The sequence below is a fragment of the Streptomyces sp. SID5910 genome (assembly GCF_009862125.1).
GTDB lineage: Bacteria > Actinomycetota > Actinomycetes > Streptomycetales > Streptomycetaceae > Streptomyces.
Map to the genome: position 1 here is coordinate 1 of NZ_WWHX01000226.1, position 10,967 is coordinate 10,967.

Annotated in this window: 12 protein-coding genes and 1 rRNA gene; 2 read left to right on the forward strand and 11 right to left on the reverse strand. The window is 73.1% G+C overall.

The annotated features are described in order from the left end of the window. The 4 genes from GTW67_RS08220 to GTW67_RS08235 form a co-directional block, all read right to left on the reverse strand. Window positions 1-705 (reverse strand): AAA family ATPase (locus GTW67_RS08220; protein WP_202436966.1); only part of this gene is annotated, 705 nt, incomplete at its 3' end. A gap of 140 nt (window positions 706-845) precedes the next feature. Beyond that, window positions 846-1,751: an NAD kinase gene (locus GTW67_RS08225; protein ID WP_161164148.1), complete on the reverse strand. Its 906-nt coding sequence runs from the start codon at window positions 1,749-1,751 to the stop codon at window positions 846-848. After that, window positions 1,748-2,563 carry a hemolysin gene (locus GTW67_RS08230; protein ID WP_161164149.1) on the reverse strand — a complete coding sequence of 272 codons (816 nt, stop codon included), beginning with the start codon at window positions 2,561-2,563 and terminating at the stop codon, window positions 1,748-1,750. The genes GTW67_RS08225 and GTW67_RS08230 overlap by 4 nt, the downstream gene beginning before the upstream one ends. Window positions 2,564-2,570: 7 nt before the next feature. Beyond that, on the reverse strand, window positions 2,571-2,870 hold the full coding sequence (locus tag GTW67_RS08235; protein WP_161164150.1) for a hypothetical protein: 300 nt from the start codon (window positions 2,868-2,870) through the stop codon (window positions 2,571-2,573). A 42-nt stretch (window positions 2,871-2,912) separates the two neighbouring features. Between GTW67_RS08235 and GTW67_RS08240 the strand changes: the two genes are divergently transcribed. Next, window positions 2,913-3,260, forward strand: coding sequence for a sterol-binding protein (locus GTW67_RS08240; RefSeq protein WP_161164151.1), 348 nt, complete (start codon window positions 2,913-2,915; stop codon window positions 3,258-3,260). Window positions 3,261-3,266: 6 nt separating this feature from the next. Here the strand turns inward: GTW67_RS08240 and GTW67_RS08245 are convergent, their stop codons facing one another. From GTW67_RS08245 to GTW67_RS08260, 4 genes are read right to left on the reverse strand one after another with little or no spacing between them, the layout of a single operon-like run. Beyond that, entirely contained in the window at window positions 3,267-4,154 is an 888-nt protein-coding gene (locus GTW67_RS08245) for an ABC transporter ATP-binding protein (RefSeq protein ID WP_161164152.1), read from the reverse strand. Further along, window positions 4,151-5,188: an iron chelate uptake ABC transporter family permease subunit gene (locus tag GTW67_RS08250; protein ID WP_161164153.1), complete on the reverse strand. Its 1,038-nt coding sequence runs from the start codon at window positions 5,186-5,188 to the stop codon at window positions 4,151-4,153. Before GTW67_RS08250 ends, GTW67_RS08245 begins: the two co-directional genes overlap by 4 nt. Then, window positions 5,185-6,228: an iron chelate uptake ABC transporter family permease subunit gene (locus tag GTW67_RS08255; protein WP_161164154.1), complete on the reverse strand. Its 1,044-nt coding sequence runs from the start codon at window positions 6,226-6,228 to the stop codon at window positions 5,185-5,187. Before GTW67_RS08255 ends, GTW67_RS08250 begins: the two co-directional genes overlap by 4 nt. 52 nt (window positions 6,229-6,280) lie before the next feature. After that, window positions 6,281-7,312, reverse strand: coding sequence for an HAD hydrolase-like protein (locus GTW67_RS08260; RefSeq protein ID WP_161164155.1), 1,032 nt, complete (start codon window positions 7,310-7,312; stop codon window positions 6,281-6,283). Window positions 7,313-7,384: 72 nt separating this feature from the next. Between GTW67_RS08260 and GTW67_RS08265 the strand changes: the two genes are divergently transcribed. Beyond that, on the forward strand, window positions 7,385-8,677 hold the full coding sequence (locus GTW67_RS08265; RefSeq protein ID WP_161164156.1) for a DUF1015 domain-containing protein: 1,293 nt from the start codon (window positions 7,385-7,387) through the stop codon (window positions 8,675-8,677). Window positions 8,678-8,741: 64 nt separating this feature from the next. Here GTW67_RS08265 and GTW67_RS36885 read toward each other — a convergent pair whose 3' ends face one another. The 3 genes from GTW67_RS36885 to rrf form a co-directional block, all read right to left on the reverse strand. Beyond that, window positions 8,742-9,500 (reverse strand): tetratricopeptide repeat protein, encoded by a 759-nt coding sequence (locus GTW67_RS36885; RefSeq protein WP_202436970.1) that lies wholly within the window; start codon window positions 9,498-9,500, stop codon window positions 8,742-8,744. Beyond that, complete coding sequence (locus GTW67_RS36890) at window positions 9,392-10,540, reverse strand: hypothetical protein (RefSeq protein WP_202436971.1); 1,149 nt, start codon at window positions 10,538-10,540, stop codon at window positions 9,392-9,394. The genes GTW67_RS36885 and GTW67_RS36890 overlap by 109 nt, the downstream gene beginning before the upstream one ends. Window positions 10,541-10,733: 193 nt before the next feature. Next, window positions 10,734-10,850 (reverse strand): 5S ribosomal RNA (rrf, locus tag GTW67_RS08275). Window positions 10,851-10,967 lie beyond the last annotated feature (117 nt).

A 10,967-nucleotide genomic window follows, 5' to 3' on the forward strand; every position in this document is an offset into this window, starting at 1 on the left:
CGTCGCCGCCGACGCCAGCGCCTCGGCGTGCCCGAGCCGCTCGGCCTCCTCCGCCAGCTCCACGTCCTCGCCGGCCCGTGGTTCGACGCCAGCGACCTCGTCGAGGCCGTAACGCAGCAGATCGGCCTCCTGGGCGCGCTCACGCGCCCGCGTGGTGATCTCCTCCAGCTCCGACACGACCGCGCGCAGCCGGCGGTAGGCCCCGGCGTACTTGGCGAGCGGCACGGCGACCGCGTCACCGGCGTACCGGTCCAGCGCCTGCCGCTGCCGGGACTGCTTCAGCAGCCCCTGCTGGTCGGTCTGCCCGTGCACGGCCACCAGCTCGTCGGCGAGCTCGGCGAGCATCCCCACGGGCACGGACCGCCCGCCGAGATGCGCGCGCGAGCGTCCTTCGGCGGAAACGGTACGGCTGATCAGCAGGGCCCCGTCGTCCAGCTCGGCCCCGGCCTCCTCGGCCCGCACGGCCGCCGCGGCGTCGCCGGGCACGGCGATGCGCCCCTCGACGACCGCGTTCCGGGCCCCGATCCGCACCAGTGCCGCGTCCGCGCGCCCGCCCAGGAGCAGCCCGAGGCTGGTGACCACCATGGTCTTGCCCGCACCCGTCTCACCGGTGACAGCGGTGAACCCGGGCGACAGCTCGACCACGGCGTCATCGATGACTCCGAGCGACCGTATCCGCATCTCCTCAAGCACGGACACGACCATACGAGGTCTGGGCCGCGGAGTGCACACAGGCCGCCCTTCTCACGCCGGGAAGCGCATGCCGGGAAGGGGCGCGGGGAACTGCGCGACCAGCCACGACACACCCGCGGCCGCCGGCACACCGAACCACCCCATCGAGTCCGCTAGTGCGGCGCCCCCCGCCACCCGGACACGGGCAACGCGAACTTCGCCACCAGCCGATCCGTGAACGACGCGTGATGCAGCCGAGCCAGCCGCACCGGCACCGCCCCCCTCCGCACCTCCACCCGCGCCCCCGGCGGCAGCTCCACCGTCCGCCGCCCGTCACACCACAGCACCCCCGGCGGGATGTGCGGCAGCACCTCCACCGCGAGCACGGAGTCCGGCGACGTCACCAGCGGCTTGGCGAACAGCGCGTGCGCGCTGATCGGCACCATCAGCAGCGCCTCGACCTCGGGCCACACCACGGGCCCGCCGGCCGAGAAGGCGTACGCCGTCGACCCGGTCGGCGTCGACAGCACGATGCCGTCGCAGCCGAACCCGGTGACCGGCCGCCCGTCGATCTCCAGCACGACTTCCAGCAGTTTCTCGGCGCCGGCCTTCTGCACGGCCGCCTCGTTCAGCGCCCAGTCGGTGTGCACGATGTCGCCGTTGCGGTGCACGACGACGTCGACGGTCATCCGCTCCTCGACCTCGTAGGCCCGGCTGACCACCCGGTCGACGACCTTGTCGAGGTCGTCGCGCTCGGCCTCGGCGAGGAAGCCGACCCGGCCGAGGTTGACGCCGAGCATCGGCACCCCGGAGGCGCGGGCGAACTCGGCGCCGCGCAGCAGCGTCCCGTCTCCGCCCAGCACGATGAGCAGCTCGCAGCCGTCGAGGCACTGCGGGGTGGCCTCCTGGATCAGCTGCACCTCGTCCGGCAGCGGCAGGTCACGTGCCTCCGCCTCCAGGACCCGCACGCCGATGCCGGCCAGCAGCAGCCCTTTGACCACGAGCTCGGCGCTGCGGATGGCCGCCGGCCGCCCGGTGTGGGCGAGCAGGAAAACAGTACGAGCTCGGTTCTGTGTCAACGCGGCCCCTCCGCCACTGCACGGTCAACGTCGGCCGGGTCCAGTTCACCGGCCCCGGCCCGCAGCCACAGAAAGTACTCGACGTTCCCGGAGGGACCGGGCAGCGGACTGGCGGTGACCCCCTTCACACCGAGCCCCAGGTCCCAGGCCCGCCGGGCGACACCCCGGACGGCCTCGGCCCGCAGCTGCGCACTGCGTACCACGCCCCCGCTGCCCAGCCGCTCCTTGCCGACCTCGAACTGCGGCTTCACCATCATCACCAGGTCGGCGTCCGGCCGCGTGCACCGCACCAGGGCGGGCAGCACCAGTCCGAGCGGGATGAAGGACAGATCCCCCACGACCAGATCCACGGGCTCCCCATCGATCGCGTCCGGCGTCAACTCACGTACGTTCGTACGGTCCTTGACGGTGACGCGTTCATCCTGGCGGAGGGACCACGCGAGTTGTCCGTATCCGACGTCCACGGCGACGACGTGCGCGGCGCCCGCCCTCAGCAGGACGTCGGTGAAGCCGCCGGTGGAGGCGCCGGCATCGAGCGCGCGCCGCCCTTCGACGACGAGGCCCTGCGGCACGAACGCGGACAGGGCGCCGGCCAGCTTGTGGCCGCCGCGCGAGACGTACTCGGGGTCGCTGTCGTCCTGGGTGACGACGATGGCCGCGGCGGTCTCCACCTGGGTGGCGGGCTTGGTCGCGACGGTCTTGCCGACGGAGACCCGCCCGGCGGCGATCAGCTGGCTCGCGTGCTCGCGCGAGCGCGCCAGCTTGCGGCGGACCAGCTCCGCGTCGAGACGGCGGCGTGCGACTCCTGCCACGTTCGGTTCAGCTCCTGTGTTCGTACGGCGACGGGGGCGCCGGAGGTCCCGGGCGGGCGTCGAGCGCGGTGAGCGCGTCGCGCAGCCCCCGGTGTACATCCTCGTACACCTCGACGTGCCCGTCCGTGGCGAGGTGGTCGGCGTCGGCCAGGCGCCGCAGTCCGGCGTCCACCCCGTCGTCGCCGGTGGGCGTGCGGGGCACGCCGAGGGGCGCGGGGGCGGCGGGCGCGTACTCGTCGTGCGCCTCCCCTGGCCCGGCCCCGGCCTCCGCCTCCTGGCCCCCGGCCTGCGGTGCTGCGTCGCTCATGCCCCGACGCTACCGCGAACGGCTGCGGTACGGTCTGTGCCGATGGCGACGACTGAGGAGTGCCGTGCCGCACTCGACAAGCTCTCGGACAACATGCGCGGTGCCGAAGGGGACGTGCGGTCGGCGACCGAGCTGGACCGCTCGGTGAGCTGCCACATCACCGACCTGGACGTCACCTTCGCGGGCCGCATGGCGGACGGCGGGATCGACGTGCGCGAGACCCTGGAGGGGCCGCCGCGCGAGAGGGCCGAGATCAGGCTGGCGATGACCGGCGACGACCTGGTGGCCCTGGTCGGCGGCGAGCTGAACTTCGCCAAGGCCTGGGGCTCGGGCCGGGTGAAGCTGGAGGCGGGTCTGCGCGACCTGTTCCGCCTCAGAAAGCTCCTGTAGCCGCCCTCAGGGCGCGTGCGTCGCCGACACCTTCTCGCGCTCCGCGCCGCCGGCGACACGTGCCCTGCGCGCGGCCGGCACCACCAGCGGCGTGCCCGTCTCCGGGTCCTCGATGATCTGGCAGCGCAGTCCGAAGACCTCCTCGACCAGTTCGGCCGTGACGATGTCGTTCGGCGCGCCCTCGGCGATGACCTCCCCGCCGCGCAGGGCGATGAGGTGGGTGGCGTAGCGGGCGGCGTGGTTGAGGTCGTGCAGGACGGCCACCAGGGTGCGGCCCTGGGTCTCGTGGAGCTCCGCGCACAGGTCCAGGACGTCGATCTGGTGCTGGATGTCCAGGTACGTCGTCGGCTCGTCGAGCAGCAGCAGCGGGGTCTGCTGGGCGAGGGCCATGGCGATCCACACGCGCTGGCGCTGGCCGCCGGAGAGCTCGTCGACGTAGCGCTCGGCGAGTTCCGAGATGCCGGTCTGCGCCATGGACTCCTGGACGACCCGCTCGTCCTCGGCCGACCACTGGCGCAGCAGGCCCTGGTGCGGGTAGCGGCCCCGGCCGACCAGGTCGCCGACGGTGATGCCGTCGGGCGCGATGGACGACTGCGGCAGCAGGCCGAGGGTCCGCGCGACCTGCTTGGCGGGCATCGACTGGATGACCGAACCGTCGAGGAGCACCCGGCCCTGCGTGGGCTTCAGCATCCGCGACAGGGCGCGCAGCAGGGTCGACTTGCCGCAGGCGTTGGGGCCGACGATCACCGTGAAGGAGTTGTCGGGTATCTCCACCGACAGCTGCTCGGCGATGACCCGCTGGTCGTAGGCGAGGGTGACGTTCTCGGCGGACAGACGGTTCACGATGCTCCCTTGGTTGTTCAGCCCGCTGGTCGCGGGGCCGCCGGCGCTCATATCCGGCCCTTCTTGCGCTCGGTGACCAGCAGCCACAGCAGGTAGACGCCGCCGAGGACGCCGGTGACCACGCCCACGGGCAGCTGGTCGGCGCCGAAGGCCCGCTGCGAGACCCAGTCGGCGCCGACGAGCAGGGCGGCGCCCATGCACAGCGACGGCAGCAGGTTGGGGCCGGGCGAGCGGGTGAGGCGCCGGGCGAGCTGCGGCGCGGTGAGCGCGACGAAGCTGACCGGCCCGGCGGCGGCGGTCGCGGCGGCGGTGAGCAGCACGGCGGCCACCATCAGCAGCATCCGCACCCGCTCGACGCGCACCCCGAGGGCGTACGAGACGTCGTCGCCCATCTCCATCAGCCGCAGCGCCCGGCCGTTGACGAGGACGAGCGGCACGAGCACCGCGCACAGCGCCAGCAGGGGCCAGACCTGGGCCCAGTCACGGCCGTCGAGGGAACCGGTCATCCAGACGACGGCACGGGCGGCGTCGACGATGTCGGCCCGGGTCATCAGATAGCCGTTGACCGCCGTGACGATCGCGGACATGCCGATACCGACCAGGACCAGCCGATAGCCGTGCACGCCCCGCTTCCAGGCGAGCACGTAGATGCCGATGCCGGTCACCAGGCCGCCGGCGAGCGCGCCGAGGGTGACCTGGGTGGCGGTCCCGGAGAACAGGACGATCATCACGAGGGCGCCGGCGGTCGCGCCCTGGCCGAGGCCGAGCACGTCCGGGCTGCCCAGCGGGTTGCGCGAGATGGTCTGGAACAGCGCGCCGCCCAGCCCGAGCGCGGCACCGACCAGCAGCCCGACCAGGACCCGCGGCAGCCGCAGTTCGTTGACGATGAACTCCTGGCTCGGGTTCCCGTCGCCGGCCAGCGTCCTCAGCACGTCCCCGGCCGGTATCTCGAAGTCGCCGGTGCCGATCAGCAGGACGCTCGCGGCGAGCGCGACGGCCAGCAGCAGGGCGACGACGACCACGGCCCGCACGTCGAGGCGCAGCGAGAGCCCTCCCGGGCTCCGTACAGCACGTTGCGTCTTCACAGCTGGGCCGTCCTCCGCCGTCGTACGAGAAAGATGAAGACCGGTCCGCCGAGGATCGCGGTGACGATGCCGACCTGGAGCTCCGAGGGCCGCGCGACGATCCGGCCGAGGACGTCGGCGCCGAGCAGCAGCACGGGCGACAGGATCGCGGCGTAGGGCATGATCCAGCGCATGTCGGGGCCGGTGAAGGAGCGGACGATGTGCGGGACCATCAGCCCGACGAACACGATCGGCCCGCAGGCGGCGGTCGCGGCCCCGCACAGCACGGTCGCGGCGAGCATGGCCAGCGCCCGGGTGCGGTTCAGGTGGGCGCCGAGGGCCCTGGCGGTGTCGTCGCCCATCTCCATGGCGTTGAGCGGCTTGGACAGCGTGAGCGCGAGGACCGTGCCCACCACGAAGAACGGCAGCACCTCCCGGATGGTGCCGGGCGTCGCCGAGGACAGCGAACCGACCGTCCAGAACCGCATCCGGCCCAGCGCCGCGTCATCCATGATCATCACGGCCTGGAGGTAGCCGAAGAGCGCGGCACTGATCGCGGTGCCGGCCAGGACCAGCCGCACCGGCGTGGCCCCCCGGCTGCCGCCCAGGAACCAGACCAGCGCGCCGACCCCCGCGGCACCGGCGAAGGCGAACCAGACGTATCCGCCCAGCGAGCTGACGCCGAAGAAGGTGATGGCCGTGACGACGGCCGCCGAGGCGCCCGCGTTGATGCCGAGCAGGCCGGGGTCGGCCAGCGGATTGCGGGTGAGCGCCTGGAGCACGGCCCCGGCGAGGCCGAGCGCGGCGCCGGCCAGCAGACCGAGCACGGTCCGCGACAGGCGCTCGCTCACCACGACGTCGCCGTAGGTACCGGAGTCGTGGAACAGGCCGTGCCAGACCTGGGCCAACGACAGGTCCTTCGCGCCGACCGCGATGCTCGCCATCGCGATCAGCACCAGGACCGCCACGGAGACGGGCAGCCCGACGGCACGAAGCGCACGGCGTTTCGGGGGCGCGGGAGCGGTCTCCGCGCGCTGTTCGGGGGGACTGTCGACCAACACGCAGTTAGGTTAGCCTACCCTGCCAATTCATCACGATCCCCGGGACACCGCCTCACAGGCCCAGCCGCGCCAGCGCCTTCCCCGGGTCCAGCGCGCAGGCGTTCTCCCCGCCCGCCGTCCAGGCCGCCGCGCACAGCGCGCGCAGTCCGTCCAGCGCCTCGCCGTCGCCCTCCAGCTCCAGCCGCTCGCCGCCCGCGCTCGCCGTCCAGCCGCCGCAGCGGAACCCGCCGTCCTCGTCGCCCGTGACCTCCGGCTGCCCGGTGAGCAGTCCGCGCAGATCGGCGTCGACGTACGTCGGCCGGTGCTGCGGGGGCGCGGCCAGCAGCTGGGCGCCGTCGGTCACCCCGGTCAGGACGAGCAGCGAGTCCACGTCCCCGTTGAACGCGCCCTCGATGTCCGTGTCCAGCCGGTCCCCGACCACCAGGGGCCGCTTCGCACCGGTCCGCAGGATCGTCTCCCGGTGCATGGGAGGCAACGGCTTCCCCGCGACCTGCGGCTCGGCACCGGTGGCGATCCGCACGACCTCCACCGCCGCACCGTTGCCCGGCGCGATGCCGCGGGCGCCCGGGATCGTCAGGTCGGTGTTGGAGGCGTACCAGGGCACACCGCGCGCGATCGCGTAGCACGCCTCGGCGAAGCGCCCCCACGGCAGGTCGGGCCCGCCGAAGCCCTGGACCACGGCCGCCGGGTCGTCCTCCGCCGACTCGACCGGCACGAGCCCCCGCTCGCGCAGTGCGACGCGCAGCCCGTCACCGCCGATCACCAGCACGCGCGAGCCGGACGGCACCTGCTCGGCGATCAGCCGCGCCACGGCCTGCGCCGAGGTGATGACGTCGTCCGCCCCCGTCGGTATGCCCAGCTCGGTCAGGTGCGCGGCGACCGCGTCGGGCGTCCGGAGCGCGTTGTTCGTGACGTACGCCAGGTGCATCCCGCCCGACCCGGCCGTGGCGAGGGAGTCCACCGCGTGCGCGATCGCGTTCCCCCCGGCGTACACCACGCCGTCCAGGTCGAGCAGCGCCGTGTCGTACGCCTCGCTCAGGCCCCGCCCACTGCCGTCGGGCCTCGTCCTGACGCTCCGGCTCATTGCACATCGCTCCTCATCAGACGCCTTTCCCCCGATCATCCCCCATGCCACCGACAGTCGTACGATGCCGGGATGGATACTGCGGGTCACCCGGAAGCAACGGCGCGCCGGGGCCTGGAACTCACCCCGTTCCGAGGCCTCCGCTACGACCCCGACCGGGTCGGCAGCCTGGCCGCCGTGACGTCCCCTCCGTACGACGTCGTGGTCCGCCCCGACGGGCTCCTCCACCTCGAGTCCGCCGACCCGTACAACATCGTCCGCCTGATCCTGCCCCAGGCCGCCACGCCGGAAGCCCGCAACGCGCAGGCCGCCGACACCCTGCGCACCTGGCGTGCCGAGGGCGTCCTCACCGCCGACGCGGAACCGGGCCTGTACGTGTACGAGCAACGGGACGGTGCCGGCCTGCTGCAACGCGGCATCATCGGCGCCCTGCGGGTGTCCGAGCCGTCGGAGCGGGTGGTGCTGCCGCACGAGGACGTCATGCCGCACGTCGTCGCCGACCGCGCGGCCCTGATGCGGGCCACGTCGGCCAACCTGGAGCCGCTGCTGCTGACCTACCGGGGCGACGGCGCGACGGCCGCGACGTCCGCCGTCGTGGAACGCACGGCCGAACGGCCGCCGCTCCTGTCGACGACCACGGAGGACGGCTTCTGCCACCGCCTGTGGTCGCTCACCGATCCGGGCGACGTGGCCCGCGTCCGGGCCGAGCTCGCGGAGCAGCAGGCCCTGATCGCCGACGGCCACCACCGCTGGGCGACCTACCGCAGGCTCCGCGCGGAGCACCCCTCCCCCAGCCCCTGGGACCACGGCCTCGTCCTGCTGGTCGACACGGCCCGCTATCCGCTCCGGGTCCGCGCCATCCACCGCCTGCTCCACGGCCTCCCGGTGAGCGACGCGGTGGCGTCCCTGGACGGCCACTTCCGCGTCCGGCGCCTGGACACGTCCCTGCCCGAGGCCATGGACGCCCTGGCGGAAGCGGCCGGCGCGGGCAACGCCTTCGTGCTCGCCGGCGACGGCGCCTTCCACCTCGTCGACCGCCCGGACGCCGGCCTCCTGGCCCGCACGGTCCCCGGGGACCTCCCCGAGGCCTGGCGCACCCTGGACGCCACGGTGCTGCACGCCACGCTCCTCGCCCACGTCTGGCACATCCCCGAGGACTCGGCGGCGCACATCTCGTACATCCACGACACGGCGGCCACGGTCGAGAAGGCGGAACGCGACGGCGGTACGGCCGTGCTGATGCACCCCGTGCGCGAGGAGGTCGTCCGCGACCTGGCCCGACAGGGCGTCACGATGCCCCGCAAGTCCACGTCGTTCGGCCCGAAGCCGGCCTCGGGCCTGGTGCTGCGCGCACTGGACCTGTGACCGGTACGACGAAGGGGCGGGACCGTGTATGCCGGTCCCGCCCCTTCGTCATGCCGCGCGGACGTCAGTCCTTGTCGCCGTCCTTGTCGCCGTCCTCGGCGTCTTCGCCGGAGGGGCCCGCGACGTCGCTCTCGCTGTCGCCCTCGTCAAGGGCGTCCATGAACTCCACCCCGTCCAGCTCGGCGAGGCGGTCGGAGGCGTCCGTGCTGCCGTCGCGGTCGGACTCCACGGCCTTCGCGAACCACTCCCGCGCCTCCCGCTCCCGGCCGGCGGCCAGCAGCGCGTCGGCGTAGGCGTACCGCAGCCGCGCGGTCCACGGCTGCACGGAGCTGGAGGCCAGTTCGGGGCTCTGCAACGTCACGATGGCCGCGTCGAGCTGGCCCATGTCACGCCGGGCGCCGGCCGCCACGAGCCGCATCTCGACCTGCCCGGCCTTGTCCAGCTTCTGCACCTCGGGGGCTCCGGCCATGTCCAGCGCCTTCTCCGGCCGGCCGAGGCCACGCTCGCAGTCGGCCATGACGGGCCACAGCTCCACGGAGCCGGTCATCCGCCGGGCGGCCCGGAACTCGGCCAGGGCCTCGCTGTACTTCTGGTTGGCGTACGCGGCGAAACCGCCCGCCTCGCGCACGGCGGCCACACGCGACGCCAGTCGCAGCGCCACCTTGGAGTAGCCGTACGCGGCCTCGGGGTCCTCGTCGAGGAGCCGGGCCACCATCACCAGGTTCCTGGCGACGTCGTCCGCGAGCGTCTTGGGCAGGCTCTGCAACTCCTGCCGCACGTCCTTGTCGATCTCCTCGCCGGTGACGTCGTCCGGGATCGGCAGCCGCTTGATCGGCTCACGGTCACGGTCCCGCTCGTCGCGGAAACGGCCACCGCCGCCCTGCCGGTCGTCGCGCCCACGGAAGCCACCGGGCCGTCCGCCACGGTCGTCGCGGCGGGGCCCGCGTGCGCCGCGGTCGTCCCGGCCTCGGAACCCGCCCCGGTCGCCACCGCGGCTGTCGTCCCGGCGCCCGAAGCCACCACGGCTGTCGTCCCGACGGAAGCCACCACGCTGCTCGCCACGGTCGTCACGGCGGTCGTCGCGTCGGTCGTCGCGACGGAAGGAGGGACGGTCCCCGCGGTCGTCGCGTCGGTCATCGCGACGCTCGTCACGCCGGAAGGACGGACGGTCACCACGGTCGTCACGGCGGAAGCCACCGCGGTCCCCGCGGTCGTCACGCCGGTCGTCGCGGCGGTCGTCTCGCCGGAAGGACGGACGGTCGCCTCGGTCGTCACGACGGAAACCGCCACGGTCACGGTCATCGCGGCGCGGACCACGGTCACGGTCGTCACGCTGCCCGTATCCGCCACCACGGTTGTCGTCCCGACGGAAGCCGCCACGGTCGTCACGACGCTCGTCACGTCGGTCATCGCGCCGGCCGAAGCCACCGCCGCGCGGCCCGCGGTCATCGGTCCGACGGTCGTCACGCCGGCCGAAGCCACCGCGGTCGCCGCGGTTGTCGTCACGGCGGAAGGCGGGACGGTCCCCGCGGTCGTCACGCCGGTCATCACGACGCTCGTCACGCCGGAAGGACGGACGGTCGCCCCGGTCGTCACGACGGAAACCGCCACGGTCACGGTCATCGCGGCGCGGACCACGGTCGCGGTCGTCGCGACGCGCGTATCCGCCACCACCACGGTTGTCGTCGCGACGGAAGCCGCCACGGTCCCCGCGGTCATCGCGACGGTCGCCCCGCCGGTCGTCTCGGCGGTCGTCCCTGCGGAAGCCGCCACGGTCGCGGTCGCGGTTGTCGTCACGGCGGAAGGCGGGACGGTCACCGCGGTCGTCGCGACGGAAGCCGCCGCGGTCGCCGCGCTGGCCACCGCGGTCCCCACTGTCCCGTCGCCGCTGGTCGCGCTCCGGTCGATCGTCGGGAGAGTTGGTGGACATCGGTGACTCCTGTCTTCGGTACCGCAAAGTCATTCTCGCGTAGCCGGGTACCCGGTACGCCCTGGAAAAACGAAAGGACCCCTGGTCCCAGCTGAACGCTGGGACCAGGGGTCCTTTCCAAAGATTGTTCGGCGGCGTCCTACTCTCCCACAGGGTCCCCCCTGCAGTACCATCGGCGCTGTAAGGCTTAGCTTCCGGGTTCGAAATGTAACCGGGCGTTTCCCCTACGCTATGACCACCGAAACCCTAATGGTTTCGAGCGAACAAGCACACTCTTCAATTGTTCTGTTCAGCTCGAAAGCCGGCAACTGTTCGTTGCCTCAGAACTAACACAGTGGACGCGAGCAACTGAGGACAAGC

What these genes read in the sequence shown, in the direction of transcription:
- GTW67_RS08235 (WP_161164150.1), bottom strand. Translation starts at nt 2,870, where the DNA reads ATGAGCGACGCAGCACCGCAGGCCGGGGGCCAGGAGGCGGAGGCCGGG.
- GTW67_RS08240 (WP_161164151.1), top strand. Translation starts at nt 2,913, where the DNA reads ATGGCGACGACTGAGGAGTGCCGTGCCGCACTCGACAAGCTCTCGGAC.
- GTW67_RS08245 (WP_161164152.1), bottom strand. Translation starts at nt 4,154, where the DNA reads ATGAGCGCCGGCGGCCCCGCGACCAGCGGGCTGAACAACCAAGGGAGC.
- GTW67_RS08260 (WP_161164155.1), bottom strand. Translation starts at nt 7,312, where the DNA reads ATGAGCCGGAGCGTCAGGACGAGGCCCGACGGCAGTGGGCGGGGCCTG.
- GTW67_RS08265 (WP_161164156.1), top strand. Translation starts at nt 7,385, where the DNA reads ATGGATACTGCGGGTCACCCGGAAGCAACGGCGCGCCGGGGCCTGGAA.